Origin of the sequence: Sphingomonas pruni NBRC 15498, from assembly GCF_001598455.1 — a bacterium.
In the GTDB taxonomy this organism is placed as follows: domain Bacteria; phylum Pseudomonadota; class Alphaproteobacteria; order Sphingomonadales; family Sphingomonadaceae; genus Sphingomonas; species Sphingomonas pruni.
Genome location: NZ_BCYZ01000022.1, coordinates 34,151 through 59,696, shown reverse-complemented (window position 1 = coordinate 59,696; position 25,546 = coordinate 34,151). Strand labels below are relative to the sequence as shown.

General features: G+C 66.2%; 31 protein-coding genes and 1 tRNA gene. 24 read left to right on the top strand and 8 right to left on the bottom strand.

Annotated elements, in window-relative coordinates; genetic code table 11:
- Nucleotides 1-178: 178 nt before the first annotated feature.
- The 4 genes from rplT to SPR01S_RS08860 all read right to left on the bottom strand — a co-directional run bounded on the left by rplT (nt 179) and on the right by SPR01S_RS08860 (nt 3,331).
- Complete coding sequence (gene rplT, locus SPR01S_RS08875; protein ID WP_066588209.1) at nt 179-544, bottom strand: 50S ribosomal protein L20; 366 nt, start codon at nt 542-544, stop codon at nt 179-181.
- A gap of 14 nt (nt 545-558) precedes the next feature.
- A complete protein-coding gene (gene rpmI / locus SPR01S_RS08870) occupies nt 559-762 on the bottom strand; it encodes a 50S ribosomal protein L35 (protein WP_066588206.1) in 204 nt (67 codons plus the stop codon).
- Between the two features lie 277 nt (nt 763-1,039).
- Entirely contained in the window at nt 1,040-1,822 is a 783-nt protein-coding gene (gene hisN, locus SPR01S_RS08865) for a histidinol-phosphatase (RefSeq protein ID WP_066588204.1), read from the bottom strand.
- Between the two features lie 90 nt (nt 1,823-1,912).
- Nucleotides 1,913-3,331, bottom strand: a complete 1,419-nt coding sequence (locus tag SPR01S_RS08860; RefSeq protein WP_066588201.1) for a sigma-54-dependent transcriptional regulator — start codon at nt 3,329-3,331, stop codon at nt 1,913-1,915.
- 158 nt (nt 3,332-3,489) lie between these two features.
- On the opposite strand from SPR01S_RS08860, the gene SPR01S_RS21190 reads away from it, so the two are divergent.
- The 8 genes from SPR01S_RS21190 to SPR01S_RS08825 all read left to right on the top strand — a co-directional run bounded on the left by SPR01S_RS21190 (nt 3,490) and on the right by SPR01S_RS08825 (nt 9,949).
- Entirely contained in the window at nt 3,490-3,624 is a 135-nt protein-coding gene (locus SPR01S_RS21190; RefSeq protein WP_084239282.1) for an aa3-type cytochrome c oxidase subunit IV, read from the top strand.
- A 7-nt stretch (nt 3,625-3,631) separates the two neighbouring features.
- Nucleotides 3,632-4,753, top strand: a complete 1,122-nt coding sequence (locus tag SPR01S_RS08855) for a Re/Si-specific NAD(P)(+) transhydrogenase subunit alpha (protein WP_066588199.1) — start codon at nt 3,632-3,634, stop codon at nt 4,751-4,753.
- Between the two features lie 59 nt (nt 4,754-4,812).
- On the top strand, nt 4,813-5,226 hold the full coding sequence (locus SPR01S_RS08850) for an endonuclease domain-containing protein (protein ID WP_281178777.1): 414 nt from the start codon (nt 4,813-4,815) through the stop codon (nt 5,224-5,226).
- 3 nt (nt 5,227-5,229) lie between these two features.
- On the top strand, nt 5,230-5,541 hold the full coding sequence (locus SPR01S_RS08845; protein ID WP_066588195.1) for a proton-translocating transhydrogenase family protein: 312 nt from the start codon (nt 5,230-5,232) through the stop codon (nt 5,539-5,541).
- 97 nt (nt 5,542-5,638) lie between these two features.
- Nucleotides 5,639-7,150 (top strand): NAD(P)(+) transhydrogenase (Re/Si-specific) subunit beta, encoded by a 1,512-nt coding sequence (locus SPR01S_RS08840; RefSeq protein ID WP_066588194.1) that lies wholly within the window; start codon nt 5,639-5,641, stop codon nt 7,148-7,150.
- A gap of 5 nt (nt 7,151-7,155) precedes the next feature.
- On the top strand, nt 7,156-7,962 hold the full coding sequence (locus SPR01S_RS21895; RefSeq protein ID WP_066588189.1) for a helix-turn-helix domain-containing protein: 807 nt from the start codon (nt 7,156-7,158) through the stop codon (nt 7,960-7,962).
- Between the two features lie 44 nt (nt 7,963-8,006).
- Nucleotides 8,007-8,082 (top strand) — tRNA-Val (locus SPR01S_RS08830).
- 220 nt (nt 8,083-8,302) lie between these two features.
- Entirely contained in the window at nt 8,303-9,949 is a 1,647-nt protein-coding gene (locus tag SPR01S_RS08825) for an alpha-L-fucosidase (protein ID WP_066588182.1), read from the top strand.
- A gap of 12 nt (nt 9,950-9,961) precedes the next feature.
- Here the strand turns inward: SPR01S_RS08825 and SPR01S_RS08820 are convergent, their stop codons facing one another.
- Nucleotides 9,962-10,525 carry a helix-turn-helix domain-containing protein gene (locus SPR01S_RS08820; protein ID WP_066588180.1) on the bottom strand — a complete coding sequence of 188 codons (564 nt, stop codon included), beginning with the start codon at nt 10,523-10,525 and terminating at the stop codon, nt 9,962-9,964.
- A 160-nt stretch (nt 10,526-10,685) separates the two neighbouring features.
- Between SPR01S_RS08820 and SPR01S_RS08815 the strand changes: the two genes are divergently transcribed.
- Genes SPR01S_RS08815 through SPR01S_RS08800 form a run of 4 tightly spaced genes read left to right on the top strand, consistent with a single transcriptional unit; the run spans nt 10,686 to nt 12,371 of the window.
- Entirely contained in the window at nt 10,686-11,015 is a 330-nt protein-coding gene (locus SPR01S_RS08815) for an ArsR/SmtB family transcription factor (protein WP_066588178.1), read from the top strand.
- Nucleotides 11,012-11,404, top strand: a complete 393-nt coding sequence (locus tag SPR01S_RS08810) for a VOC family protein (RefSeq protein ID WP_066588176.1) — start codon at nt 11,012-11,014, stop codon at nt 11,402-11,404. The genes SPR01S_RS08815 and SPR01S_RS08810 overlap by 4 nt, the downstream gene beginning before the upstream one ends.
- On the top strand, nt 11,401-11,844 hold the full coding sequence (locus SPR01S_RS08805; protein WP_066588168.1) for an SRPBCC family protein: 444 nt from the start codon (nt 11,401-11,403) through the stop codon (nt 11,842-11,844). Before SPR01S_RS08810 ends, SPR01S_RS08805 begins: the two co-directional genes overlap by 4 nt.
- Entirely contained in the window at nt 11,841-12,371 is a 531-nt protein-coding gene (locus tag SPR01S_RS08800; protein WP_066588166.1) for an SRPBCC family protein, read from the top strand. The genes SPR01S_RS08805 and SPR01S_RS08800 overlap by 4 nt, the downstream gene beginning before the upstream one ends.
- A 227-nt stretch (nt 12,372-12,598) precedes the next feature.
- Here the strand turns inward: SPR01S_RS08800 and SPR01S_RS08795 are convergent, their stop codons facing one another.
- On the bottom strand, nt 12,599-12,964 hold the full coding sequence (locus tag SPR01S_RS08795) for a hypothetical protein (protein ID WP_218016732.1): 366 nt from the start codon (nt 12,962-12,964) through the stop codon (nt 12,599-12,601).
- 162 nt (nt 12,965-13,126) lie between these two features.
- Between SPR01S_RS08795 and SPR01S_RS08790 the strand changes: the two genes are divergently transcribed.
- The 5 genes from SPR01S_RS08790 (at nt 13,127) to SPR01S_RS08770 (ending at nt 17,405) form a co-directional block, all read left to right on the top strand.
- Complete coding sequence (locus SPR01S_RS08790) at nt 13,127-14,335, top strand: bifunctional alpha/beta hydrolase/OsmC family protein (protein ID WP_066588162.1); 1,209 nt, start codon at nt 13,127-13,129, stop codon at nt 14,333-14,335.
- Between the two features lie 88 nt (nt 14,336-14,423).
- Nucleotides 14,424-15,326 (top strand): hydroxymethylbilane synthase, encoded by a 903-nt coding sequence (gene hemC, locus SPR01S_RS08785; protein ID WP_066588159.1) that lies wholly within the window; start codon nt 14,424-14,426, stop codon nt 15,324-15,326.
- Nucleotides 15,323-15,997, top strand: a complete 675-nt coding sequence (locus SPR01S_RS08780; RefSeq protein ID WP_066588155.1) for a uroporphyrinogen-III synthase — start codon at nt 15,323-15,325, stop codon at nt 15,995-15,997. Before hemC ends, SPR01S_RS08780 begins: the two co-directional genes overlap by 4 nt.
- Nucleotides 15,998-16,028: 31 nt before the next feature.
- Nucleotides 16,029-16,856, top strand: a complete 828-nt coding sequence (locus tag SPR01S_RS08775; RefSeq protein WP_066588154.1) for an MICOS complex subunit MIC60 — start codon at nt 16,029-16,031, stop codon at nt 16,854-16,856.
- A 135-nt stretch (nt 16,857-16,991) separates the two neighbouring features.
- Nucleotides 16,992-17,405 carry a DUF7674 family protein gene (locus SPR01S_RS08770; protein ID WP_066588152.1) on the top strand — a complete coding sequence of 138 codons (414 nt, stop codon included), beginning with the start codon at nt 16,992-16,994 and terminating at the stop codon, nt 17,403-17,405.
- Between the two features lie 106 nt (nt 17,406-17,511).
- Here SPR01S_RS08770 and SPR01S_RS08765 read toward each other — a convergent pair whose 3' ends face one another.
- Together SPR01S_RS08765 and SPR01S_RS08760 are read right to left on the bottom strand one after the other, a co-directional pair.
- Nucleotides 17,512-18,297 carry a DUF72 domain-containing protein gene (locus SPR01S_RS08765; protein ID WP_157082097.1) on the bottom strand — a complete coding sequence of 262 codons (786 nt, stop codon included), beginning with the start codon at nt 18,295-18,297 and terminating at the stop codon, nt 17,512-17,514.
- A gap of 16 nt (nt 18,298-18,313) precedes the next feature.
- Nucleotides 18,314-18,496 carry a KTSC domain-containing protein gene (locus tag SPR01S_RS08760; protein WP_245661924.1) on the bottom strand — a complete coding sequence of 61 codons (183 nt, stop codon included), beginning with the start codon at nt 18,494-18,496 and terminating at the stop codon, nt 18,314-18,316.
- A 189-nt stretch (nt 18,497-18,685) separates the two neighbouring features.
- Here SPR01S_RS08760 and SPR01S_RS08755 point away from each other — a divergent pair, with 189 nt between their 5' ends.
- The 7 genes from SPR01S_RS08755 to SPR01S_RS21520 are packed head-to-tail and all read left to right on the top strand — an operon-like array spanning nt 18,686 to nt 25,529.
- On the top strand, nt 18,686-19,003 hold the full coding sequence (locus SPR01S_RS08755; RefSeq protein ID WP_066588141.1) for a TrbC/VirB2 family protein: 318 nt from the start codon (nt 18,686-18,688) through the stop codon (nt 19,001-19,003).
- Nucleotides 19,004-19,006: 3 nt separating this feature from the next.
- Entirely contained in the window at nt 19,007-19,294 is a 288-nt protein-coding gene (locus tag SPR01S_RS08750; RefSeq protein ID WP_066588138.1) for a VirB3 family type IV secretion system protein, read from the top strand.
- Nucleotides 19,273-21,645 (top strand): VirB4 family type IV secretion/conjugal transfer ATPase, encoded by a 2,373-nt coding sequence (locus SPR01S_RS08745; protein ID WP_066588136.1) that lies wholly within the window; start codon nt 19,273-19,275, stop codon nt 21,643-21,645. The genes SPR01S_RS08750 and SPR01S_RS08745 overlap by 22 nt, the downstream gene beginning before the upstream one ends.
- Entirely contained in the window at nt 21,645-22,919 is a 1,275-nt protein-coding gene (locus SPR01S_RS08740; RefSeq protein ID WP_066588133.1) for a type IV secretion system protein, read from the top strand. Before SPR01S_RS08745 ends, SPR01S_RS08740 begins: the two co-directional genes overlap by 1 nt.
- The gene (locus SPR01S_RS08735; RefSeq protein ID WP_066588125.1) at nt 22,916-23,728 is read left to right on the top strand and encodes a VirB8 family type IV secretion system protein; all 813 of its coding nucleotides are present in this window, start codon (nt 22,916-22,918) and stop codon (nt 23,726-23,728) included. The genes SPR01S_RS08740 and SPR01S_RS08735 overlap by 4 nt, the downstream gene beginning before the upstream one ends.
- The gene (locus SPR01S_RS08730) at nt 23,725-24,411 is read left to right on the top strand and encodes a TrbG/VirB9 family P-type conjugative transfer protein (RefSeq protein ID WP_066588122.1); all 687 of its coding nucleotides are present in this window, start codon (nt 23,725-23,727) and stop codon (nt 24,409-24,411) included. The genes SPR01S_RS08735 and SPR01S_RS08730 overlap by 4 nt, the downstream gene beginning before the upstream one ends.
- A complete protein-coding gene (locus SPR01S_RS21520) occupies nt 24,411-25,529 on the top strand; it encodes a TrbI/VirB10 family protein (protein ID WP_157082093.1) in 1,119 nt (372 codons plus the stop codon). The genes SPR01S_RS08730 and SPR01S_RS21520 overlap by 1 nt, the downstream gene beginning before the upstream one ends.
- Nucleotides 25,530-25,546 lie beyond the last annotated feature (17 nt).

Genomic DNA, 25,546 nt, shown 5'->3' with positions numbered 1-25,546 from the left:
GGGGGGGGGGGGGCGGAGGCACGACGATAGTGTTTCGCCATCCTCCCCCTCCGTCAGCCTGGCGGCTGCCACCTCCCCCTGGCGGGGGAGGATTGGGAAGCCAAGCTTCCGTCTCCGGAAAAGAAAAGGGCGCCGGTGTTGCCACCGACGCCCCGTATCTTCACTCGCTACAGGTCGGTCAGGCGGCCTGGGGCAGTGCCGCCTTCGCCTGCGCGATGATGGCGGTAAACGCTTCCGACTCGTGCATCGCGATATCGGCCAGGACCTTCCGGTCGAGGTCGATGCCGGCGAGCTTCAGGCCGTGCATGAATTGCGAATAGGTCAGACCCTCGGCGCGGACACCGGCGTTGATGCGCTGGATCCACAGACCTCGGAAGGTCCGCTTTTTGACCTTGCGGTCGCGATACGCATATTGCCCGGCCTTTTCGACGGCCTGACGAGCGATGCGGATGGTGTTCTTGCGGCGACCCGAATAGCCCTTGGCCTGCTCAAGAATGTTCTTGTGCTTGGCGCGGGTGGTCACACCACGTTTGACGCGTGCCATATCTGTCTAGCTCCTCAGTTCAGGCCGTACGGGGCCCAGGCCTTCACCGTCTTGGTGTCGGCGTCCGACAGCACCGTGGTGCCGCGGTTCTGGCGAATGTACTTGCCGTTGTGGCTGATGAGCCGGTGGCGCTTGCCGGCGACGCCGTGCTTCAGCTTACCGGTGGCGGTGAGCTTGAAGCGCTTCTTCACGCCGCTCTTCGTCTTGAGCTTGGGCATTTTTGTCCTTTCGGTTTGAGCGAGACTGGAACAGCCGCGGCAGCCCTTGATGGCCGGGCCGTTCTTTCCACGCATCGCTCGGGAAGCTGGCGCGCATAGCGGCGAGTCTCGGGAAATGCAACCGCCGCTTGCGGTTCTAGGGTTCGCGCAGACGCGCAAGGGGCGCAGAGGTCGTTGTAGAGATGCTCGCCGAAGGCGCTAAAAAGGTTGTGGGGAAGGAGCGGCAGTGCCGCTCGTAGCTACTCTCCGCGCTCTCTGCGCCTCTGTGCGAAAGAAATCAGTGCCCCCGGCAGGCCAGCGCTTCCAGCACTTCCTCGACCCGCGCTGGATCGCCCGCGGCAACCACTTCGCCGTTGCTGGCGGCGGTCAGCGGATCGCCCGACCAGTCGCACATCCGCCCGCCCGCGCCTTCGATCACCGGGACCAAGGCAGCGAAGTCGTGCAGCTTGAGGCCGGCTTCGACCACCAGGTCGAGCCAGCCCGAGGCCAGCGTGGCGTAGTTATAGCAATCGCCCCCCAGCACGACCGATCGCACCGCCCCGTCGAGATGCTCGAAGGCGTGAAGCTGCGAATCGTCGAACAAGGCGGGCGAGGTCGTCGCGAGGAGCGCATGGCTCAATTCGCGGCAGGCGCGGGTCCTGACCGGCTTGCCGTTGAACAGGGTAGGGCGTCCGATCGCGCCGACCCAGCGCTCCTTCAGGATCGGCTGGTCGATGATGCCGATCGCCGGCCAACCGTCGATCACCAGCGAAATCAGCGTTCCAAACAGCGGCCGTCCGGCGATGAACGCGCGGGTCCCGTCGATCGGATCGAGCACCCATTGCCGCCCGGTAGATCCTTCGGTCGTGCCGAATTCCTCGCCCGAAATGCCGTCGCGCGGCGCCTCGGCGGCGAGCAAGGCGCGCATCGCCTGTTCGGCGGCCCGATCGGCGATCGTGACGGGGGAAGCGTCCTCCTTCATCTCGACGTCGAACGGCGCGCGGAAATGCGGCCGAATCGCCGCTCCGGCGGCGTCGGCCAGGGCCATGGCGAGGGCAATGTCGGTATCGGTGATGCGCATGGGGGTGGCCGTACGGTGAGTCCGAGCGGGCGGCAATGGCGGAAGCGGGTGCCAAAAGCCCTCTCCCGCTTGCGGGAGAGGGGGTTTAAGCTAGGCGGCGTTGTCGATGCCAAGCTCGCCCAGCTTGCGATAGAGCGTCGAGCGCCCAATCCCCAATCGCCGCGCGACTTCGGTCATGCGGCCGCGATAATGGCCGATGGCGAGACGAATGACATCGGCTTCGATCTCTTCCAGCGGGCGCATATTGCCGTCGGCTCGGAACAGGGTGACGCCGCCCGATGTCGCCATCTGGCCGCCCGGTATCGGAATGCGAGCGGTCCCGAGCGCGGCGATCTGCGGGAAGTCGGCGCGCGTCAGCGCGTCGCCCTCGCAGAGGACGGCGGCGCGAAAGAGCGCATTCTGCAGCTGGCGGACATTGCCCGGCCAGTCGTAACGGCCGAGCAGCGCCAGCGCGTCGTCGGTGATGCCGAGCGGGCGCAGGCCGGGCTGGTCGGCGATTCTCGCGAGCAGATGGCGGGCCAGCGCCGGGATATCCCCGGTACGTTCGCGTAAAGGCGGGATCGTCACCTGGACGACGTTGAGGCGGTAATAGAGATCTTCGCGGAACCGGCCGGCCTCGACTTCCTCGATCAGCCGCTTGTTGGTCGCGGCGATGACGCGGACGTCGACTTCGCGGACATGCCGCGCGCCGATCGGCTGGACCTCGCCCGATTGCAGCACGCGGAGCAATTTGACCTGGGCATCGAGCGGCATCTCGCCGATCTCGTCCAGAAAGAGCGTGCCGCCATCGGCGTCCGCGAACCTGCCGATCTTGCGCTCGAACGCGCCAGTGAAGGCGCCCTTTTCGTGCCCGAACAGCTCGCTTTCGACCAGGTTGGCGGGGATCGCGCCGCAATTGATCGCGATCATCGGCTTCTTGCCGCGCGGCGAGGCGGCATGGATCGCCTCGGCGACGACTTCCTTGCCGACGCCGCTTTCGCCCTCGATCAGCACGGGGACTCGGGCCCGCGCGGCCTTGGCGGCGATCGCCAATGCCGCGCGGAAATCGGGCGACGCGCCGACGATTTCGTCGAAACCCAACAGCGCGGGAATCTTCTCGGTCAACGGGCGAAGCTCCCCCGCTTCGGTGCCGGCGACCGCCGCTTCGAGCGCCGACAACAAGCGTTCGGACGCGAACGGTTTGACCAGGTAATCGGTGGCGCCCGCGCGCATCGCGCCGACCGCTTGCGCGACCGAGCCGTTGGCGGTGAGCATCAGGATGGGCAGTTGCGGGCGGCGGGCGCGCAATTCGGTGATCAGCGCCTCGGCCTCGCATCCGGGGCCGAAACTGTCGAGGAGGATGGCGTCGAGCTGCATCCCGTCCTGGGTGCCGAGCATCGCGATTGCGGTTTCGCCGTCGGGCGCGAAGACCGAACGCCAGTCGCGCCGCGCGGCAATGGCCGAAACCAGCCGGCGCTGCGCGGGTTCGTCGTCGATCAACATCAGGAGGCGCTGTCCGTTGCGCGTCATCCCGCCCTCTTCTGCTCCCTGTTCATCAGGTCACCCTAAGCCGGGAGGGTAAAGGTCAGCTTAAGCGCGTGCGGTAACGATGTTGGCGCTTGCGGGCTTGAGGCAAAGGGCCGTGCTGGCTAAGACCGCGACACTATCAGGGTGGAGAGAGTAGCGGCATGGCCGATCAGACCGACATGAAGGCACACGAATCGACGTATCACTCGGTGCTCGGGATGCTCAAATATGGTGCGGTGGGGTGCTTCCTGATCGCGGCGATCGTGATCTGGCTCATCTCCTCCGGTCACAAGTAAGCCGCGGGTGAAGATCGCCGTCCTGCGGGAAACCGCTTCGGGCGAGCGCCGCGTCGCGGCGACTCCGGAAACGGTCAAGAAGTTCGTCGCGCTGGGCGCCCAGGTCGCGATCGAGCAGGGCGCAGGCGCTGCCGCCAGCTATGACGACGCCGGCTTTGAAGGGGCGGGCGCGACGATCGGAACGCGGGCAGCGGTGCTCAAGGGCGCCGATATCGTGCTCGGCATCCAGGGCCCCGATCCGGCCGACTTGAAGGACGCCGCCAAGGGTGCCTGGCTGGTCGCCGGGCTCAACCCGTTCGGCGAGCGGGCGCGGGTCGACGGCTATGCTGCCGCTGGTATCGAAGCATTGGCGATGGAATTCATGCCGCGCATCACGCGCGCGCAGTCGATGGACATATTGTCGAGCCAGGCGAACCTCGCCGGCTACAAGGCGGTGCTCGACGCGGCGGCCGAATATGGCCGCGCCTTCCCGATGATGATGACCGCGGCGGGTACCGTGTCGGCGGCCAAGTGCTTCGTGATGGGCGTGGGTGTTGCCGGCCTCCAGGCGATCGCCACCGCGCGACGGCTGGGTGCGCAGGTCTCGGCAACCGACGTGCGCTCGGCGACCAAGGAGCAGATCCAGTCGCTCGGCGCCAAACCGATCTTCGTCGAGAATGTCGCGGGGATCGAGGGCGAAGGCTCGGGCGGCTATGCCACCGAGATGAGCGAGGAGTATCAGAAGGCGCAGGCCGAACTGGTTTCCGGGCACATCGCCAAGCAGGACATCGTCATCACCACCGCGCTGATCCCGGGCCGTCCCGCGCCGCGGCTCATCAGCGATGCGCAGATTGCGACGATGCGTCCGGGCAGCGTGATCGTCGATCTCGCCGTCGAAAGCGGGGGCAATGTCGAGGGCTCGGTCGCGGGCGAAGTCGTCGAGAAGCATGGGGTGCGGATCGTCGGCCACAAGAACGTGGCGTCGCGTCTCGCGACCGACAGCTCGGCGCTGTTCGCGCGCAATCTGTATAATTTCCTCTCGACCTTCTGGGACAAGGAAGCGGGTAAGCCCGTGCTCGATGAGGAGATCGGGGATGCGGTGCGGCTGACGCGGGACGGTAAGGTCGTGAACCAGAGGCTGCTGGCATGAATGTTCCTCCCCGGCACGGGGAGGGGGACCGCGGCGCGCAGCGCCGTGGTGGAGGGGCGGTGCCCCAACGGGTTCCGCCAAACGTCACGCGCGCAAGACAACTTCGTCGCGACATGACCTATCCCGAAATCCTGCTCTGGCAACGCCTACGCGGCTCCCCCGGCGGCTTTCGCTTTCGCCGCCAGCACCCGATCGGTGCTGACTATGTCGCAGATTTCTACTGCTCGTCGGCTCGCCTCGTCATCGAAGTCGACGGCGAAGTTCATGCCAGTGCCGGCGCGCAGAAAGGGGACACCACGCGCGACGCCTATATGCGATCGCGCGGTCTCGACATCGTCCGTATTCCAGCGCGTGAGGTGCTGGGTAATGCCGACGACGTAGCCAATTCGATCTTATCGCTTGCCGCTCGGCCCCTCCACCATCGGGCTTCGCCCGACGGTCCCCCTCCCCGTTCCGGGGAGGAACAGGAGTAAATCATGGACTTCATCTCGATCCTCTCGATCTTCGTAATGGCCGTGTTCGTCGGTTATTACGTCGTCTGGTCGGTGACCCCGGCGCTGCACACGCCGTTGATGGCGGTGACCAACGCGATTTCGTCGGTGATCATCGTCGGCGCGCTGATCGCCAGCGCGGCGATCGGGATCGGCGGGACCGGCGCGACATCGAAATGGCTGGGCCTGCTCGCGGTGGTGCTAGCCAGCGTCAACATCTTCGGCGGCTTCGCGGTCACCGCGCGGATGCTGGCGATGTACAAGAAGAAGGATCGGCCGGCAGCCGGTCACAAATAATATGTCACCCCAGCGAACGCTGGGGTCTCGTGCGGCTCTGCGCCGGGCGAGAAACAGGGAGATGCCAGCTTTCGCTGGCATGACGGGGTAAGACTGAATGGAACATACGATCGCGGTGAATCCCTGGGCGTCGCTAGCCTATCTTGTCGCCGGCGTGTGCTTCATCCTTGCGCTACGCGGGCTGTCGAGTCCGACCTCAAGCCAGCGCGGCAACCGCTTCGGCATGATCGGTATGACGATCGCCGTCGTGACGACGCTGATTGTGCATTTTCCAGGAACTTTGGTCGGTTCTCAGGGCGAGTTATGTAATCATCTTGTCGGCGGTGAGACCTCGTGTCGGTCGCTAACTTATGCTCCGTCGTTTCTTCCGGACTGGAGCACTGCGGCCGAAATCCTTATCGCGATTTTGATCGGCGCCTCGATCGGTATCGTTACCGCTCGCCGTATCGCAATGACCGCGATGCCGCAGCTCGTGGCCGCCTTCCACTCGCTAGTCGGTCTGGCGGCCGTGCTCGTCGCGGGCGCCGCCTTCCTCAACCCCGAAGCCTTCGGCATCGCCGCGGCTGGCCAGATCTTCACCCAGAGCCGCATCGAAATGGGCCTGGGCGTCGCGATCGGCGCGATCACGTTCAGCGGCTCGGTGATCGCCTTCCTCAAGCTCAACGGCAATATGGGCGGCAAGCCGATCATGCTGCCGGGGCGTCACGTCATCAACCTGGCGGTGCTCGCGGGCATCCTCGGGCTGGTCGCGTATTTCACCCAAGATCAGTCGCCCTGGGTATTCTGGACGATCACCGGCCTCTCGTTCGCGATCGGCTTACTGCTGATCATCCCGATCGGCGGCGCGGACATGCCGGTCGTTGTCTCGATGCTCAATTCCTATTCGGGCTGGGCGGCGGCGGCGATGGGCTTCACGCTGCATAACACCGCGATGATCATCACCGGTGCGCTGGTTGGCTCGTCGGGCGCGATCCTCAGCTACATCATGTGCCGCGCGATGAACCGCAGCTTCATCAGCGTGATCGCCGGCGGGTTCGGCGGCGACAGCGGCGGCGGCGCGGCAGCCGCCGCGACGGATCGCCCGTGGAAGCGCGGCTCAGCCGAGGACGCGGCGTTCCTGATGAGCCAGGCCGAACAGGTCATCATCGTCCCCGGTTACGGCATGGCGGTGGCGCAGGCGCAGCACGTGCTGCGCGAGATGGCCGACAAGCTGAAGGAAGAGGGCGTCCGCGTCAAATACGCGATCCACCCGGTCGCGGGACGCATGCCGGGGCACATGAACGTGCTGCTCGCCGAGGCCAACGTGCCTTATGACGAAGTCTTCGAGCTCGAGGACATCAATAGCGAGTTCGCCCAGACCGACGTCGCGTTCATCATCGGCGCCAACGACGTGGTCAATCCGGCGGCCAAGACCGACAAGAGCTCGCCGATCTACGGCATGCCGGTATTCGACGTGAACAAGGCCAAGACCGTGCTGTTCATCAAGCGATCGATGGGTGGCGTCGGCTATGCCGGCGTCGACAACGACGTCTTCTACCAGGACAATACGATGATGCTCCTCGCCGATGCCAAGAAGATGGTCGAGGAGATCGTGAAGGCGCTGGGCTGAGCATAATGGACGGCGCGAGCTCGATTGCGCGGCCCGGAGCGCTCGTACTCGGTCAGACCGGTGCGCGGGTCCACCTCGCCGCAGCGGCGGTCCGAGCCGGCGCCGAGGTCGTTGCCGAGGCCGATTGGGCGGATGCCGTTTTGCCCGGTGCGACGGGTGCGCAAATCGTCATCGCTGCGCTCGAAAATCTCTCGGGCGACTCGCTGAACGACGCGGTCGACCGGCTCGGTCATGTGCCGGAAACCGAATTCGGCCTGATCGTCACGCTGACCGAAAGCCAGATCGACGCGGTCGCGGCGCCATTGCTCGCCCGGCGCATTACTTTGCTGTGCGATCCGCGGCCGGCCGACCTCGCAGCGGCGATCGCGCAGGCCCTGGTCGCACCGGCTGAGCCCGTGGCGCGCGTGCTTCCAGCCACGGTCGCCGATCAACGCAGCGAATACGGCTTGCCCGCCGAGCCGGTGCAAGTCGCGGCGGCTGATGTCCGCAAGGCGATCCGTGCCCGACGGCTGCGCAGCCGTCCGTTTCCCGACGTGCTGTTCGAGGACCCGGCCTGGGACATGTTGCTCGATCTGTACGCGGCGCATCTCGAACGCGCCCAGGTGTCGGTATCGAGCCTGTGCATCGCCGCCGCCGTGCCGCCGAGCACCGCACTGCGCTGGATTTCGAAGATGACCGAGGACGGCCTTTTCGTGCGTGAGCCCGACCCGTTCGACCGCCGCCGTGCCTTCATGGCGCTGAGCGCAGCGTCGCTCGATCGCATGAACCGCTATTTCGCGACATTGGCGCAGAACGGCCTGGCGATCGCCTGACCCCCTTGCGCTGGCGGCCAAGCCGCGCCAGAGGACTGGCGTACGGGCGGTTAGCTCAGTTGGTAGAGCATCTCGTTTACACCGAGAGGGTCGGCGGTTCGAGACCGTCACCGCCCACCATTCCCCAGCGCAGCGCAGAGGGAGCCGGCATGCATTGCCGGGCGGAGCATTCGACGTCGAGCCGAGCGCCCTGACGCCGATGCGGTCGTTCGCGGCGAATACTGCCGCCCGCCCAAAAGTTCAATCGCAAGGGTCTGGATTCTCATTCGTGCATATGTAATTCTCGTTTTCATAGGCGAGAAACGTCGCGAGATGTTTCCGGACCCGTGGAGAGCGACCGATGCTGACGAGACGTGACGCCTTGCTGAGCGGGGCAGCGGCCGCCTTGGCCGGCAAGGTTGGTGTCGCCCAGGCGACAGCAAGCGCGCCATTCGCTGCCGACTGGCAATCGCTCGCGGCCGGGTACCGCCACCCCGAATGGTTCCGCGATGCCAAGCTCGGCATCTGGGCGCATTGGGGGCCGCAATGCCAACCCGAATTCGGCGACTGGTATGCGCGGCTGCTGTATATGCAGGGGCGCCAGCGCTGGGAACATGGCGAGACGGCCTATGAAAACCATGTCCGGCGCTATGGGCATCCGAGCCGGACCGGCTTCATCGACATCATCGGCGACTGGAAGGCCGAGAACTGGCAGCCGGATTACCTCGTCAGGAAATATGCGGCGGCGGGTGCGCGCTACTTCGTCGGCATGGGGTGCCATCACGACAATCTCGATCTGTACGCGAGCAGGCATCACGAATGGAACAGCGTGCGCGTCGGGCCGAAACGGGACATCCTGGCGGCCTGGGAAAAGGCCGCGCGCGATGCCGGCTTGCGGTTCGGTGTGTCCAACCATTCGGGCCATGCCTGGCATTGGTATCAGCCGGCCTATGGCTATGATGCGGAAGGGCCGATGCGCGGCCGGCGCTACGATGCCTATTGGCTCCGCAAGCAGCACGGCGCGGGCAAATATTGGGAAGGCCTCGACCCGCAGGACCTCTATACCGGCCCGTATTACGTGGCGCCGGACGGCATCGAATCCGCCAAGGAAATGTCGGACTGGCACGACAAGCGCGACGGCCAGTGGCTCGAGGGAGTGCCTTCGGGCAATCTCCGCTTCGTCGAGACATGGCTGAAGCGACAGAAGCAGATCGTCGAGGATTACAAACCCGACCTCATGTTCATGGACCATGCCGGCGTGCCGTTTGGCAAATACGGGCTGGAGGCGGTCGCCCATTATTACAACCAGGCGGTCGAATGGCACGGATCGCCCGATGTGATCATGACCGGCGGCGTGCTCGACGCGTTCGCGCAACGGGCGATTACCTGGAATGTCGAGCGCGGCGTGCTCGACGATATCCACGAAACGCCGTGGCAGACGTGCACCTGTATCGGCGCGTGGCATTATTCGCGGCCGCTCTATGAGAATAACGGCTATAAGAGCGCTAAGCAGGTCGTGCAGATCCTGGCCGATGTCGTGTCGAAGAACGGCACCCTGTTGTTCAACGTGCCGGTGCGCGGCGACGGCACGATCGACGAGAAGGAAGAGGCGATCGTCGACCAGTTCACCGGCTGGACACAGCGTAATGGCGAAGCGATCTTCGCCACGCGTCCCTGGCGCAAATATGGCGAAGGCCCGACCAAGCCGCCCCCCGCCGGCGCGTTCGGCGAGGACAAGCAGAAGCCCTTCACCGGCGAGGACATCCGCTTCACCAAGAAGGGCGACACGCTCTACGCGATCTTCCTCGACTGGCCGACGAGCGAAAGCGCGATCGCCTCGCTCGGCAAGACCGCGCTTCGCGACGCGGTGATCGAGCGCGTCGACCTTATCGGCGGGCCCGAACTGCGGTTTCACCGCGACGCCGACGCGCTGCGGCTGACCTTGCCGGCGCCGCAGGACGGCGCCTTCGCGCCGGCGTTGCGGATCAGGGGGAGGGGGCTGGTCTAGCGCGTCGCGTCATCACAAGGCACGGACCAGCGTCCGCGCTTCCGCGATCCAGGCAGGATCGCTGATCACTTGCTGACGTTGGCCGGAGCCGAGTGGGAGAAGTTGCAACCGGTCGCCTTCGCGCCCGATCAGCCGCCCGAACAGGAACCGCCCGCCGGGGCGTGGTACCAGCACGTCGCGGTTGAGCGCGCGGCCGAACGCTTCGGGTGCCAGCCGCGCACACCAGATCGTGTCGCCCGCGCGATAATCGCCGATCCCCGCGCTCACCGATATCGCCATCGCGCCGGCTTCGGGACGCGGCGGCGGGATCAGGCTTTCCCGAATGGGCGCGAATACGCCCTCTGCGCTCAGCACGGCGGCTACCGGCAACTCCGTCTGGTCGGGCAAGCGCACCAGGTCCGCCGCTTCGACGTTAAGCGCAGCGGCGATGCGATTGAGCCATTTGACCGAAACGGTGCGCATCCCTGTCTCCAAGCGGCCGATCGTCTGCGCGGTGGTCGGCGGCACGCAGCGTTGCGCGACATCGTCGAGCGTCATCCCCTTGGCACGGCGTACTTCGCGGATCGCGGTAATCATAACGCCCTCAGGAAAACCAAATCGGTTCATCATCGTGCTGCAATTTAGTCGATCCGGCAACACAGAATATAGACGATGCCTGTCCGCTCTTCGCGAACTGCATCCGCAATCATTAAACCACTCGGTTGACAATACCCATCGTCCGCCAATATGAAACCATATGGTTGAACGACTCGATCTCACCTTCGCGGCGCTGGCCGATCCCACGCGTCGCGCGATGCTCGCCAGTCTCGCGCTGGGCGAGCGATCTGTCGGCGAACTTGCCGCGCCGCATGCAATGAGCTTTGCCGGGGCCGCCAAGCATGTCGGCGTGCTGGAACGCGCCGGGCTGGTCGAACGCCGCAAGGCCGGCCGTCAGCAACTCTGCCGGCTGAAGGCGGAGCGGCTGCGCGAAGCCGACCAATGGATGCGGCAATGGGAACGTTTCTGGACGTCCACGCTCGATCGGCTGGAGGCGATCATCGTCGAGGATCAGGACAAACTGAAATGACCGACGCCAAGCCGTTTCTGATGTTCGAGGGACGCGCCGAGGAAGCGCTCGACTTCTACGTCGCGACGATTCCGGAAAGCCGGATCGAGCATATCGACCGCTATGGCGCCGGCGAGCCCGGCCCGGAAGGATCGGTCCGGCTGGCGCGGGCGGTGGTCGCCGGGCTTCCGATCCTGGCCAGCGACAGCTTCGTCCACCATGGCTTCACCTTCACGCCGTCGATTTCGTTCATGCTCGGCTGCAAGGACGAGGACGAGCTCGACCGCCTCACCGCCGCATTGGCCGAGGGCGGCGGCGTGCTGATGGCGCCCGGCAATTACGGGTTCAGCCGGAAATTCGCCTGGGTGAACGACCGGTTCGGCTTCTCCTGGCAAGTGAATCTGCCATGACCGACCCAATTATCCTGACGGTCAGCCGCGATATTGCCGCCTCGCCCGAGCGGGTATTCGACGCCTGGATCGATCCCGCGACGGCGCGGCGTTTCCTGTTCGCGACTCCCGATGGCGAGATGCTGACGTGCGAGATCGACGCGCGGGTCGGCGGGCGCGGGCTGATCGTCGAGCGGCGGCCGTCGGGCGATGCGCGTCACCGTCTGCTTTTCGAGGAAATCGACCGTCCGCGCCGCCTGGTGTTCCTGTTTGCCGCCGACCCGGCCGAGGAAGGGCAATGGACGCGCGTGACGATCGAGATCGCGGCGACCGCGGCGGGCGCGCGACTGACGCTTACCCACGCAATGGACCCGGCCTGGGCGGCGTACGAGGAGCAGACGCGCCACGGCTGGACGATGATCCTCGACACGCTTTCCGACACGATTGGAGAAGAACGATGACCGATAGCATCACCGCAACCGAGCTCCGCTTCGAGCGCCTCTTGCCCGCCCCGGTCGAGACCGTCTGGAAATACCTGACCGAGTCCGAGCTTCGCCAGCGCTGGTTTATGGGCGGGTCGATCGACGCCCGCGTCGGCGGCGATATCGAATTCGTGTTCGATCACGACCGATTGTCGGACGACGACGTGCCGATGCCCGAGCGCTTCGCCGGCAATGTCGGCCGCCGCTGGAGCGAGAAGGTGGTGCGCTATGAGCCACCTCGCGTCCTCGCCTATACGTTCGGCAGCGACGCCGACAGCATCGCGACGTTCGAGCTGAAGGACGCCGGCGACGGCAAGACGTTGCTCACCCTGGTGCATAGCGGGATCAAGAATCGCGACCAGGCGGCCAATTTCGGCGGCGGCTGGGCATCGCATCTGGCGGTGCTCGAAGCCCGGCTCGAAGGACACGGTATCCCGGATTTCTGGGCGCTGCACCGGGAAGCGGAAAGCCGCGCCAAGGCGATGCTGGCCGGCGCGGAGGTCTGAACTACTCCGTCATGCCGGGCTCGTCCCGGCACCCACCGGGCGGCGGGCGAGCCGCAACTATCCTGGAGCGGCCGTGGGCGGTGCCGAAAGGTGCTGCTCGACGTTCGGAGGGCAGCCTTGCGGTCGCGTCACGGGCGCCGCTACGTCGTGCGGCCCATAAACGACCGCTTCGCAGTCCAGGCCTGAGGGGCCATAAGCATGTAGGAAACCGACCGAGGTTCGGCTCGCTACGTTGAGCTCCAAGGCGCTATTTCGAAGCTGACTTCCGAAAAGTCGATGTGAACTGTTGGCTCGCCAGCATTACTATACCCTTCAATCATCGTGAGGCGACCTTCGTTTCCCCAGATTAGAAGCCCGATACCGTATTCCACGCCGGATACGGAGGCGTTGCCGCCTTCCAACGGGAATTTGTCAGTAATCGGCGGGACGTTTTCCGCGACAGCCAAGTTGGAAAAGAATCCTCCGCCGGTGTTCTCGAAGGCAACGACCTGTGCGCTGCCGATTTGCGACCGGATCGCCTCAGCAGACGCAGGGTACTCCTTTATCGTCATTCGAAGAGCTTCAAGCTCGATTGGCCAAAGAAAACGCATCAACGTCTGATACATGACTTTGGAAGGTCGGCGAATGTATAGCTCCGGGAGAGGCGGCTTTATGCGCCCGCCAACAAACCAAAACGCTGCTTTTCCGCCCCGTCAGGCCTTCGAACGGTAACGCACATGCTATAGGCCCGCGCTCCAGCGACAATGGAGGCTAGGATGGCGCGAGAGGTTCGGTTCGAGAATGCGACGGGCGTGTCGCTCGCGGGATCGCTCGAATTGCCGCCGGGGCGAGTCCGCGCCATCGCCCTGTTCGCGCATTGCTTCACCTGCACCCAGGCAAGCCATGGCGCGCGGCGCGTCAGCACCGCGCTCGCCGCGCAGGGCATCGCGACCCTGCGCTTCGACTTCACTGGTCTCGGGAAGAGCGAAGGCGACTTCGCCGACAGCCATTTCGGCGCCAATATCGAGGACCTCGTCGCCGCGGCGGCGCATCTCGAGGCGACGATCGGCGCGCCGTCGATCCTGATCGGCCATTCGCTGGGCGGTGCGGCGGTGATCGCCGCGGCCGCGCATATCCCGTCGTCGCGGGCCGTGGTGACAATCGGCGCGCCGTTCGACCCGGCGCATGCGCTGCATCATATCAGCGCGGAGGACGCGGCGCGGATCGAGGCCGAAGGCGTGGGCACGGTGGCGATCGGCGGGCGCCCGTTCCGCGTCGGGCGCGACTTTCTCGACGCGGTCAAGGGACAGGACCAGGCGACGCGGCTGGCGCATCTCAAGAAAGCGCTGCTCGTGCTCCACGCGCCGACAGACGCGGTCGTCGGAATAGAGAATGCCAAGGCGATCTACGACGCCGCCAAACATCCGAAGAGCTTCGTCGCGCTGGACGGCGCCGACCATCTGCTGACCGATGTCGAGCGCGCCTCCTATGCCGCGTCGATCATCGCCGCCTGGGTCGAGCCCTTTTTGCTGCCCGCCAAGTCGCCCGACATGTTGCCCGAAGGCTGCGTCCGCGTCGGCTCGGGCGAAGGACCGTTCGTCCAATTGGTCGATGCCTCGGGGCACACGCTCCTGGCCGACGAACCGCTGCGATCGGGCGGCGGCGACCTCGGGCCCACGCCGTACGATCTGCTGCTCGCGGCGCTCGGCACCTGCACCGCGATGACGATCGAACTCGTGGCGCGCGCCGAAGGCATCCCGGTCGAGGGTGTCGAGGTGCTGCTTCGCCACGAACGCCGCCACGCCGATGACTGCGCCGCCGCGGCGGGCGGACGGCCGCGGCTGGAGATCCTTCATCGCGAGATCCGGCTGGACGGCAACCTCACCCCGGAACAGCGCGACCGTATGCTGGTGATCGCCAACAAATGCCCGGTGCACCGGACGCTGGAAAGCGGCCCGACGGTGGAGACGAAGTTGGTCGATTAGCCTGGAGCGACTCTAGCTATTTGTGGTCGCATCGCTTGCGCGGAAAACCGGTACCCACTTTTCTGCGCGATGCTCTAGAGGGGGCGCGATGACTGTCCTCAAACTCGGCACGCGAGGGTCGCCGCTCGCGCTGGTCCAGGCCAATATGGTGAAGCATGCGCTCGCGGCGGCGCACGATATCGCCTGCGAGATCCACGTGATCCGCACCACCGGCGATCGCGTCCAGGATCGCGCGCTGGCCGACATCGGCGGCAAGGCCTTGTGGACCAAGGAGCTCGACCGCGCGTTGCTCGAGGGCGAGATCGACCTCGCGGTCCATTCGATGAAGGATGTCGAGACGATCCGGCCCGACAGCATCGTCATCGCCGCGATGCTGGAGCGCGCCGATGTCCGCGACCGGCTGGTCGGTGCCGAGAGCATCGCGGCGATCCGCGAAAACGGCGTGGTCGGCAGCAGCAGCCCGCGCCGGCGCGCGCAGATCCTCCGCGCGCGGCCGGACGTATCGGTGGTGCTGTTCCGTGGCAATGTCGACACCCGGCTGGCCAAGCTGGCGGCGGGCGAAGCCGATGCGACCTTGCTCGCGGCGGCGGGGCTCGCCCGATTGGGGCGCGACGATGTCGGCGTCGCCTTGGCGGTCGAGGAAATGCTGCCCGCCCCGGCGCAAGGCGCGGTGGGAATAGAATGCCGTGCCGATGACGCCATGACGGCGGCGCTGCTCGCGGCGATCGACCATCGCGTCACCAGCCGCGCGGTCCGCGCCGAGCGCGCGTTCCTCGCCGCGCTCGATGCGACCTGCCACTCGCCGATCGCAGCGCTGGCGACGATCGCCGACGATGTCGTGACGTTGCGCGCCGAATTGCTGTCCGAGGATGGCGGCGAGCACGTCGCTGGTGACGCATCGGGGCCGGATGGCGAAGCATTGGCGCGCGACCTGGCGAGCGCGCTGTTCGAGCGCGCGACGCCGGCGATTCGCGCGGGGTTTGCCGGATGAGCCGCGCCGTCGCGGTGCTGCGCCCTGAGCCGGGCAACGCCGCTACCGCCGCCGCGATCGAGGCGGTGGGATTGACCGCGATCCGCCTGCCCTTGTTCGAAATCCATGCGATCGACTGGACGCCGCCGGACGTCGCGCGATTCGATGCATTGTTGCTGACCAGCGCCAACGCGGTGAGGCATGCCGGACCGGGGCTGGCCAGCCTGCGGAGCCTGCCCGTTCACGCGGTCGGCGACGCCACCGCCGCCGCGGCGCGCGGGGCGGGGCTGGAGGTCGTCTCGGTCGGCGATCGCGATGGCGCGGCGTTGGTCGCGGCCGCCGCGGCAAGCGGTGTGCGGCGCGGCTTGCTGCTCGGCGGCCGCGACCGCGCCTTGGGAAGCGATCCAATCGTCGCCGAGGCGATCGCGGTCTATGCCAGCGACCCGGTTGATGTACCGGCCGAGACGCTCGACCAACTGGCCGGCTCGGTCGTGCTGGTCCATTCGCCGCGCGCCGCACGCCGCGTCGCCGACCTGATCGATCGCGCCGGAATCGACCGCCGGACGATTCGGCTGGCGGCGATCAGCACGGCTGCTGCCCATGCGGCCGGCGGTGACTGGGAGCGGATCGCGGCGGCGGTTTCTCCCGATGATGCCGCGGTGATCGCGCTCGCGCGCACCCTGGCCGATTGACCGTCCCTGCCCTGCGGCGGATAAGGGCGCCATGAGCGACATCGCGCAAAGTCCGCCGGAGCCCGCCCGGCAGCTGACCCTGAACGCGACAATTGGGATCGCGCTCGCCACCTTCATCATCGGGTTGCTGATCGCCGGGCTCGTCGTCTGGCGGATGGTCCCCGCGCAACCCGTGCCCGAACCGCAAGCCGCGGAGCCCGCCACCAAGGTCATCGTCGCCCCACCGGTGGCGACCGACCCCGCCTCGCTCTCGGCGCGCCAGCAGATGCTCGCCGCCGAACTCTCCGCGCTTGAGCAGCGTACCGCAGTGGTGACCGGGGAGGCCGCCAATTCCTATGGCAATGCGACTCGCGCCGAAGGCATGATGATCGCATTCGCCGCTCGCCGCGCGATCGATCGCGGATCGCCGCTGGGCTATATCGAACAGCAATTGCGCGACCGGTTCGGCACGACGCGACCCAACGAGGTCGCCGCGATCATCGATGCCGGGCGCAACCCGATCACGGTCGAGGACCTTCGGCTCGGGCTCGACCAAATCGGATCGCAACTCGCTTTGGGGCCGGCGGGCGACGGCTGGGGCGGGTCGTTCATCCGCATGCTCGGCAGCCTGGTGGTGATCCACCCGCGCAACGCGCCCTCGCCGGTGCCGGGAGAAAGGCTGGCACGAATTCGCCGCTTCCTCGCCCAGGGACAGGTTGAGGCCGCGGTCGAGGAAGTGAAGCGGCTGCCCGGTGCCGCGCAATCGAAGGCTTGGCTCGATGGCGCGCAACGGTACGTCGCGACTCGGCAGGCGCTGGACACGCTGGAAGCGGCGGCGCTGCAGGGGAATGCCGTGGCGCCGGCACCGGCTAGAAGGTAGGGATCCACCCCTCGTCATCCCCGCTCCCGTGGGATGACGGCTTGGGGAAGCGGATATTGGCCCATAGCTTCATGGACGCGGTCGGGCTGGAAGCGACGAATTGCACATAGGCGAAATCGCGACGAGAATACCTAGATGCGACGAAATGAGACCGTCGATGGTGTTGAAGCCATCCGAAAAATGGCGTCCATGTCGCCCGAAACGCAGCAGCGCTTTGACATGGTCGTCTCGGCCGGCTCGAACGAGCCGCTACAGATATACGTGGGCTGCGCGGCCATCGGTGCTGCAATAGGTTCAAAGCGTGCGCCAATAAGTGACGCAAACAAGAAACGAATCTTTGATTATGCAGAGTACCTGTTGAGGTTCGGCTCCGATCAAGTCAGCAACGCCGTTGCAACTTCTATGCTTGAAGCGATCTGGAACGCAGCACTCGAAAGCAGCTTCGATTTCGAATCGGTGGACTCCTTTTTAGGGCCGGAGGCACGGCGCTATCTCGTAGCGTGGGATGATTTCAATGATAGGCGCACACCCGGGCTTAGGCGATCGTAGTTGCGTGCCTCGAGGTCGACAAAGCGGCAGGGCGTGGGCCGCTGAAATAAGGTAATAGCCGCTAATCACCCGACCTCGGACGTGTTCCCGTTTATGAGCGCACAACCTAAATCCGCGCGATCAATGCCTGCGCTGCTGCCGGCGCGCGGACCTTGGCGCCGTTGATCATGAAGATGAAAGTATCGCGCGGCGTCTTCGGCGCGGGATCGGCGACATAAGGCAGCCCTTCAGGCGATCCGCCCGCCGCCCATTCCTTCGCGACAACCGCCCAATGGTCGAGCGCGGTGGAGGAATAACCCTGCGGCTCTTCTTCCACCGCATTTTCGAGCCGGGCATAGACGAAATCGCCGGTCACGTCGGCGATCGCGGGATAGTCGGCCGATTCGGCATAGACGATCGCGACGCCAGCCGCGCGGCACAAGGCGACGAATTCGGGGACGTGGAAACTGTCGTGCCGGACCTGCACCGCGTGGCGTAGTGCCACGCCTTCATGGCTCGCGGGCAGCAGCTTCAGGAACGCGCCGAAATCGTCCGCGTCGAATTTCTTGGTCGCCATGAACTGCCACAGGATCGGCCCGAGCTTGGGGCCGAGCTCGACGATGCCCTGGCCGACGAATCGCGCGATCGATTCGCCGCCTTCGGCCAGCACCTTGCGGTTGGTGCAGAAGCGCGATGCCTTGACCGTGAAGACGAAGTCGTCTGGCACGACTTCCGCCCAGCCGGCGAAGGTCGCCGGCTTGAACCCCGAATAATAAGTGCCGTTGATCTCGATCGCGCTGAGCTGGCGCGATGCATATTCAAGCTCTCGTTTTTGCGGCCATTTTTCCGGAAAGAAGGTTCCGCGCCACGGCTCGTAGGTCCAGCCGCCGATTCCGATTCGTATGTTCGCCATGAAAGAGAGGATATCGTCAACGCGGTACGAAGCGATAGCGGTCGCGGATGCGGCGATTGAAGAATCCGCCTTTGGAGGTCGCGCGGCGCATCGCTGCGACAACGCGCTCGGGCACGTCGAGATACGAGTAAACCCGCCCGCTGACGAAGCGGATATCGAGCCGGTGCGCGGCTTCATCATAATCGAAAGAGCGTATCACGCTGGACGGCATGGCTTTTCAACGCATTGACCGGCAGTGGCGTTTCACGACGGGAAGGGCGCGCCGCTTGAAACGCAGTGCGCGCTGGTGCACACCCGCGACTCGGGTGCGGGGGGCGCCTGTCGCCGCACATCCGCGGCTGCGCGCGCCGCCAACCCGCCAGGTGAGGGGTGAGGCGTGTTGCGTTTGATGAAGTCCCGGATTGCTCCGTTGCTGGCCGCGCTCGGCGGCGTGATCAATGCCAGCGTCGCGCACGCGCAGGATTCGCTCAACGACCCCGCCGGATCGGGCGTATTGGTGTCGGCGGTGCGCTGGCTGCAGGGCACCTTGCTCGGCACTGTCGCCACGGTCGTCGCGATCATCGCGGTCGCCGCGGTGGGGTTCATGATGCTGACCGGGCGGATCAACTGGCGCTATGGCGCGACCGTCATCGTCGGCTGCTTCATCCTGTTCGGCGCCGCCTCGATCGTCGCGGGAATCCAGTCCACCGCCACTCTGGGCAATTGAGCCATGGCCGGGGGGCTCGATCGCGATCCCTTGTTCGTCGCCTTGACGCGACCGCAGATGTTCGCGGGCGTGACCTATAGCTATTTCGTCGTCAACGGCGTGGTCGCGACCGAATTGTTCCTGATCTTCCATTCGATCTGGGTGCTGGCCGCCGCTGCCCTGATCCACGTCGTCGGCATGATCCTGTGCGTGCGCGAGCCGCGCTTTTTCGACCTGTGGCTGGCCAAGGTCAGCCGCTGTCCGCGCGTGCGCAATTATTCGATCTGGCGATGCAACTCCTACCGCCCCTGACCAACGACCGCCGAACAATCGCGCGCGAGAAGGCGGCCGGGGCGCACCTTCCCTATGCGCGCCACGTCGACGATCACACGATCGAGACGCGCGACGGCCTGTTGATGCAGGTGATCCAGCTGCGCGGGCTGTTGTTCGAGACCGCCGACACCGACGAGATCAATTATCGCAAGTCGTTGCGTGACGCGATGCTACAGGCGATCGGATCGTCGCGTTTCGCCATCTATCACCATGTCGTCCGGCGCGAAGCCGATGCCGAGATGTCGGACAAATTCCCCGACGATTTCTCGACCCGGCTCGACGCGGCATGGCGCGCGCGGCTGTCGGCGCGGCGGCTCTACGTCAACGACATATTCCTGACCCTGGTGCGGCGGCCGATGCAGGGCCGGGTCGGCGTCGCCGACCGCATTCGCGGCTGGTTCGGCAGCACCGGGGTCGACCCCGATATCATCCGCAAGCACGAGGTGCATCAGCTCGACACTGCGCGCGACGCGCTGCTTGCGCAGCTCGGCAGCTACGATCCGCGTTTGCTGTCGGTCTATGAAACCAAGGCGGGTTTCTGCTCCGAACCGCTCGAATTCCTGTCGGCGCTGTACAATGCCGAGATGCGCCCGGTGCTGATGCCGATGCAGGATGCGGGGGCCTATCTACCCTATCGCCGGATCAGCTTCGGCGAGGAGACCGTCGAGCTAGGCCCGGCGGGCAATACCGGTCGCAGCTTCGTCGGCATGGTATCGATCAAGGATTATCCCGCGCAAACCGCGCCGGGGATGCTCGACGAATTGCTGCGGCTGCCGTTCGAGATCACCGTGTCGCAGAGCTTCGGCTTCGTCGATCGCCAGGCCGCGCTCGGCAAGATGAACCTGGCGCTCAGGCGGATGCGCTCGGCCGAAGACGAGGCGGTGAGCCTGCGCGCGGAACTGTCCAACGCCAAGGACGATGTCGCCGCCGGCCGTGCCGGGTTCGGCGAGCATCACATGACCGTCGCGGTACACGGTGAGACGATCGAGGAAGTCAATGCCGGGGTCGCCGAGGTACAGGCCTCGCTGTCCGACCTGGGGATCATCGCGGTGCGCGAGGAGATCGCGCTCGAGCCCGCTTTCTGGGCGCAGTTCCCAGGCAACTTCAAATATATCGCGCGCCGTGGTCTGATCTCGACCGGCAATTTCGCGGGCTTCGCGTCGAGCCACAATTTCGCTCTCGGCAAGCCCGAAGCGAACCATTGGGGCCAGGCGGTCAGCCTGCTCGAGACGACCGCGGCGGGCCCCTATTATTTCAATTTCCACCAGGGCGACCTGGGCAATTTCACCGTCATCGGCCCGTCGGGCTCGGGCAAGACGGTGGTCGTCAATTTCCTGCTCGCCCAGGCGCGCAAATTCCATCCGCGGATCATCTTCTTCGACAAGGACCGCGGCGCCGAATTGTTCATCCGCGCGATCGGCGGGCGCTACGACGTACTGCGTCCCGACATGGCGGCGGGGCTCAACCCACTGCAGCTCGAGGACAGCCCGGCTAACCGCCAGTTCCTGATCGACTGGGTCGCGCAGCTGGCGGGCGGCGCCGATATCGACGAGACCGCACGGATCAAGGACGCGATCGACGCCAATTTCGACCAGCCGGTCGAGCATCGCCGGCTGCGCCACCTTGCCGAATTGTTCCGCGGCGGATCGCGGCCGAGTGCTGCCGACCTCTATTCGCGCCTCAGGCCCTGGTGGGGCGAGGGCGAGCGGGCGTGGCTGTTCGACAATGAGCGCGACCTGACCGATCTGTCGGCCGACTCAGTCGGGTTCGACATGACCCAGATCCTCGACGATCCCGCGGTGCGGACGCCGGCGATGATGTACTTGTTCCACCGCGTCGAGGAACGGCTCGACGGCTCGGCCGCGATCATCGTCGTCGACGAGGGATGGAAGGCGCTCGACGACGAGGTGTTCGTCCGCCGCATCAAGGATTGGGAAAAGACGATCCGGAAACGGAACGGCATCGTCGGCTTCGCAACGCAGAGCGCGCAGGATGCGCTGGAGAGCCGCATCGCCTCGGCGATCATCGAGCAGGCCGCGACGCAGATCTTCATGACCAATCCCAAGGCGCGCGCGTCCGATTATATCGACGGCTTCGGGCTGACTCCGCACGAATATGAGATCGTCCGGACCCTGCCCGACGACGCGCATTGCTTCCTGATCAAGCATGGCACCGAAAGCGTCGTGGTGCGGCTCAACCTGACCGGCGAGCGCGACATCCTGACGATCCTGTCGGGGCGCGAACGCACGGTCCGCCTGCTCGACGAGATCCGCGCCGAAAAGGGCGACGACCCCGCCGACTGGATCCCGCCGCTGTTGGAGCGCGCGTGATGCAGGTGGCGTGCCCCGCGATCAACGACTCGCAATTCCTGTCGAGCGTGCTCGGCCATATCGATTGCCAGGCGCAGACCTTGGGTGCCGCCGGATATCAGGCGATGGCGGCGGGCGGATCGGCATCGTCACTGATCCTGGGCGGCGTGCTGACGGTGTTCATCGCTTTGTTCGGCTATCGGCTGATCCTGGGCGACACGCCCGATGCGCGTTCCGCCATCCTCACCGTGATCAAGCTCGGCGTGGTGCTGCTGCTGGCGACGAGCTGGCCGGCGTTTCGCACGCTCGCTTATGATGTCGCGCTCAAGGGCCCGGCGGAGCTTGCCGGCGCCGTCGGCGGTGCCTCGGGGCTACCGGGCGCCGGCGGCGGGTTGGTAGCGCGACTGCAGGCGATCGACGACGAGATGGCTGAGTTGAACGTCGTCGGCACCGGTCGCCCACCCAATACCGATTTGGTCACGGGGCCGACCCCGCAGCCTTTGACGCCCGAACAACAGGCGCAGGAACGCCGCCGGCTGCAGGATCTGGCCAGCCATGCGCGCTGGGACCCGGCGCGCGATCTGTCGCTGCTGGGCAGTGCGCGGACGCTCTTCCTGGCGGGAACGATCGCCGCCTTTGCCAGCGTCCGGCTGATCGCCGGGCTTTTGCTCGCTTTGGGGCCGCTCTTCGCCATCTTCCTGTTGTTCGACGGCACGCGCGGCCTGTTCGAGGGCTGGGTGCGTGGCCTGGCCGGCGCCGCATTGGGGGCACTGGGCACCGCGATCGTGCTGGGGGTCGAGCTCGCCTTGCTCGAACCCTGGCTCGCCGCAGTGATGGACTTGCGGCACCAGGAGATCGCGACGCCGGCGGTGCCGGTTGAATTGCTCGCTTTGTCGCTGATCTTCGCGGTGACGTTGTTCGCGGTGCTGGTGGCGGTCGCACGCGTGGCGCAGGGATTTCGCATACCGACGAGTTGGAAACAGGCCGGCGAGCGGGTCGCCACCGGCTTCGCCGACCGCGTCCCGGTACTGGCCGGCGCCCGCGGCAATGAGGGCGTCATCACCGACCAGCGATCGCGCGCGATCGCCATCGCCGATGCGGTGACCGCGACGCAGCGACGCGAGAGCCATGCGGGCCAGCCACCCGCCACGTCACTTGGACGACCGGGGATCGCGCCCACCAACACCACGCGAGAGATCGCCGTTGCGGCAGCGGTGCCGCTCGGCCAGAGTTTCAGGAGGCGGACGCGGGGGCGCGTGTCGGCCGGGGCAACACGGCGGGATAGCAACAGATGAAACAGGCCGCGCGCGAATCGCTCGACGCTTATTATCGCGAAGCGGACAGCTGGGCCGACGATCGCCAGGACATGCTGCGCGCATCGCGCCGCACGGCGTGGATCGTCGCCAGCGTGGCGGTGGCGGTGGCCCTGTTCGAAGCGATCGCGATCATCGTCATGATGCCGCTCAAGACCGTCGTCCCCTATACGCTGCTGGTCGACAAGCAGACCGGCTATGTCCAGGAATTGAAGCCCCTCGACGCCGAGAAGATCGCCCCCGACACCGCGCTGACCCAATCGTTCCTGGTGCAATATGTCATTGCCCGCGAGAGCTACGATGCGGGCACGGTCCAGGCCAATTATCGCAAGGTGCAGACCTGGTCGGCCGACGTCGCCAAGGCCGATTACGTCAACGGCATGCAAGCGGCTAATCCGGCCAGCCCGCTCAGCCGCTATCCGCGGTCGGTCGTCGACACGCGGATCAAGAGCATCACGTCGATGGGCGGCAACCAGGCGCTGGTGCGGTTCGACACCGTGCGTCGCGATCCCGGCGGGCAGACGCAGCCGCCCGAATCCTGGGTCGCGGTGATCAAATACCGCTTCTCGACCGGGCCGATGCGCGCCGAGGACCGCTTCATCAATCCGCTGGGCTTCCAGGTGTTCGGCTATAATCGCAGCCAGGAAAATCTCGCGCCCCAGGCGGCGCCGGCCGCCAGCACAGCACCGTCGGCGCTATCAAGCCAGCCGCAAGTACTTGCCCCCGGCGCGCCAACGAGTCCGAGCCCGACGCCGTCGCGCGCCTCCAACGGCGTCGAGGTTACGCTTTGAGGCGCATCTTCGCCCTGATCCTGGCCGCAGCGTTTGTCGCTTTACCGGCGCAAGCGCAGGTGCGGCCGCAACCCGGCACCGGCGATCCGCGCATCCAGACGGTGATGTACGATGCCGACCAGGTCGTCTCGCTGCAGGTACCGGGCGGGTATGAATTGACGGTCGAATTCGCCCCCGATGAGCGGATCGAGAATGTCGCGGTCGGCGATAGCGGTGCGTGGCAAGTCACGCCCAACAAGCGCGGCGACCGCCTGTTTCTCAAGCCATTGCAAGGTGTCACCACCAACATGACCGTGGTGACCGACGCGCGCAGCTATGTGTTCGAGCTGTCGCCGGGCAGCGCCGGCAGCGCGCCGTTCATCGTCCGCTTCCGCTACCCGCCGCCACCGGCGCCTGCCGATACCGGGCCGGCGCCGGTCGAGCCCGGCCGCTACAAGCTCGCCGGGTCGAACGACGTGCGGCCCGAGGCGATTTCGGACGACGGATCAAAGACCTTTATCCTGTGGCGCGACAGCCAGACCCTACCGGCCGTGTTCGTGATCGACCGCGACGGCAAGGAGACGCTGGCCGACGGCGCGATGCGCGACGGGCGCTATGTGCTGGACAGCATCAACAACAAGCTCGTTTTCCGGCTCGACAAGAAGATGGCGAGCGCGACGCGCGTGCCGCAGGTGGCGCGCTGATGGCGGTCGCGGGAAGCGATCCGCGCGCCACGCTGCCGCCGCCAGCCGATGTCGAGCCGAGTGCGCGGCCGGTCGTCGCGCGGCCCGGCGGCGGGCTGCCCAATTGGGTGATCGCGGCGGGCATCGTCGTCGCGGGGCTGATCCTGTTCCTGATCCTCGACGCGCGCCGCCGGCAATTGTCGGCGCCGGCCACGCGCGTGCGCACCGCCGATCTGCGCGGCGGCGCCGAGCCGCCACCGCTCTACGTCCCGCCGGTGCCCGAGCCGGTACCGACGGTGATCCCGCCGCCGCCCCCTCCACCGCCGCCGCCCCCTCCGCCGCCACAGCCGCGCGTCGTCTATGTCCCTGCGCCGCCGCAGCCGCAGCCGGTCGCGCCACAGGCGCCGCCGCCGCGCGCCTCTGCCGATCCGGTGCTCGTGCTCGACACCACGACCGGCGAGGCGGTCGCACCCAGCGGGCCAGCGGGAGAAGGCGGCGCCGGCGCCGTCGCGACGGCCAATCCCGGTAGCGGGGGCGCCACGCTGGGCGGCCGTGCGCGTGCGTCGGTCCTGCGCAACCGCGCGACTACGGTGCCGCAAGGCACGCTGATCCCGGCGGTCCTGGAAACCGCGCTCGATTCGACGCGTCCCGGTCCGGCGCGCGCGCTGGTGACGCGCGACGTCCGTGGTTTCGACGGCAGCAAGGTGCTGATCCCGCGCGGCAGCCGGCTGATCGGCGACTATAAGGCCGACCTGCAGCCGGGGCAGAATCGCGCCTTGGTGATCTGGCAGCGCCTGGTACGTCCGGATGGCGCAACGATCGAGCTTGCTTCGCCCTCGGCCGATCCGCTCGGCCGGGTCGGCATCAAGGGCAAGGTCAACAGCCACTTCCTCGAGCGGTTCGGCAGCGCGCTGCTGCAATCGACGCTCAACCTCGGCGTCGGGGTCGCGACCTCGCGGATCGCCGGCAACAATTCCAGCGTGCTGCTCGCCTTGCCCAATTCGGCGGGCGGCTCGACCGGATCGTCGTTGAGCGACAGCCAGCAATTCCAGCGCACCTTGCGCGTGAAGCAGGGCGTCTCGGTCAGCGTGTTCGTCGCCAAGGACCTGGATTTCACCGCCGTGGAGACCAAGCGATAGCCGCCAGCGATCCCGTC

Excerpts from the sequence above, each read along its gene's own strand:
- SPR01S_RS08840 (WP_066588194.1), top strand. The coding sequence starts at position 5,639 with ATGGAACATACGATCGCGGTGAATCCCTGGGCGTCGCTAGCCTATCTT.
- hemC (WP_066588159.1), top strand. The coding sequence starts at position 14,424 with ATGACTGTCCTCAAACTCGGCACGCGAGGGTCGCCGCTCGCGCTGGTC.
- SPR01S_RS08790 (WP_066588162.1), top strand. The coding sequence starts at position 13,127 with ATGGCGCGAGAGGTTCGGTTCGAGAATGCGACGGGCGTGTCGCTCGCG.
- SPR01S_RS08815 (WP_066588178.1), top strand. The coding sequence starts at position 10,686 with ATGGTTGAACGACTCGATCTCACCTTCGCGGCGCTGGCCGATCCCACG.
- SPR01S_RS08745 (WP_066588136.1), top strand. The coding sequence starts at position 19,273 with ATGCAACTCCTACCGCCCCTGACCAACGACCGCCGAACAATCGCGCGC.
- SPR01S_RS08820 (WP_066588180.1), bottom strand. The coding sequence starts at position 10,525 with ATGATTACCGCGATCCGCGAAGTACGCCGTGCCAAGGGGATGACGCTC.
- SPR01S_RS08755 (WP_066588141.1), top strand. The coding sequence starts at position 18,686 with ATGAAGTCCCGGATTGCTCCGTTGCTGGCCGCGCTCGGCGGCGTGATC.
- SPR01S_RS08825 (WP_066588182.1), top strand. The coding sequence starts at position 8,303 with ATGCTGACGAGACGTGACGCCTTGCTGAGCGGGGCAGCGGCCGCCTTG.
- SPR01S_RS08805 (WP_066588168.1), top strand. The coding sequence starts at position 11,401 with ATGACCGACCCAATTATCCTGACGGTCAGCCGCGATATTGCCGCCTCG.
- SPR01S_RS08750 (WP_066588138.1), top strand. The coding sequence starts at position 19,007 with ATGGCCGGGGGGCTCGATCGCGATCCCTTGTTCGTCGCCTTGACGCGA.
- SPR01S_RS08845 (WP_066588195.1), top strand. The coding sequence starts at position 5,230 with ATGGACTTCATCTCGATCCTCTCGATCTTCGTAATGGCCGTGTTCGTC.
- hisN (WP_066588204.1), bottom strand. The coding sequence starts at position 1,822 with ATGCGCATCACCGATACCGACATTGCCCTCGCCATGGCCCTGGCCGAC.
- SPR01S_RS08740 (WP_066588133.1), top strand. The coding sequence starts at position 21,645 with ATGCAGGTGGCGTGCCCCGCGATCAACGACTCGCAATTCCTGTCGAGC.
- rpmI (WP_066588206.1), bottom strand. The coding sequence starts at position 762 with ATGCCCAAGCTCAAGACGAAGAGCGGCGTGAAGAAGCGCTTCAAGCTC.
- SPR01S_RS08780 (WP_066588155.1), top strand. The coding sequence starts at position 15,323 with ATGAGCCGCGCCGTCGCGGTGCTGCGCCCTGAGCCGGGCAACGCCGCT.
- SPR01S_RS21190 (WP_084239282.1), top strand. The coding sequence starts at position 3,490 with ATGGCCGATCAGACCGACATGAAGGCACACGAATCGACGTATCACTCG.
- SPR01S_RS08860 (WP_066588201.1), bottom strand. The coding sequence starts at position 3,331 with ATGACGCGCAACGGACAGCGCCTCCTGATGTTGATCGACGACGAACCC.
- SPR01S_RS08765 (WP_157082097.1), bottom strand. The coding sequence starts at position 18,297 with ATGGCGAACATACGAATCGGAATCGGCGGCTGGACCTACGAGCCGTGG.
- SPR01S_RS08735 (WP_066588125.1), top strand. The coding sequence starts at position 22,916 with ATGAAACAGGCCGCGCGCGAATCGCTCGACGCTTATTATCGCGAAGCG.
- SPR01S_RS21520 (WP_157082093.1), top strand. The coding sequence starts at position 24,411 with ATGGCGGTCGCGGGAAGCGATCCGCGCGCCACGCTGCCGCCGCCAGCC.
- rplT (WP_066588209.1), bottom strand. The coding sequence starts at position 544 with ATGGCACGCGTCAAACGTGGTGTGACCACCCGCGCCAAGCACAAGAAC.
- SPR01S_RS08800 (WP_066588166.1), top strand. The coding sequence starts at position 11,841 with ATGACCGATAGCATCACCGCAACCGAGCTCCGCTTCGAGCGCCTCTTG.
- SPR01S_RS08770 (WP_066588152.1), top strand. The coding sequence starts at position 16,992 with ATGCGACGAAATGAGACCGTCGATGGTGTTGAAGCCATCCGAAAAATG.
- SPR01S_RS21895 (WP_066588189.1), top strand. The coding sequence starts at position 7,156 with ATGGACGGCGCGAGCTCGATTGCGCGGCCCGGAGCGCTCGTACTCGGT.
- SPR01S_RS08775 (WP_066588154.1), top strand. The coding sequence starts at position 16,029 with ATGAGCGACATCGCGCAAAGTCCGCCGGAGCCCGCCCGGCAGCTGACC.
- SPR01S_RS08810 (WP_066588176.1), top strand. The coding sequence starts at position 11,012 with ATGACCGACGCCAAGCCGTTTCTGATGTTCGAGGGACGCGCCGAGGAA.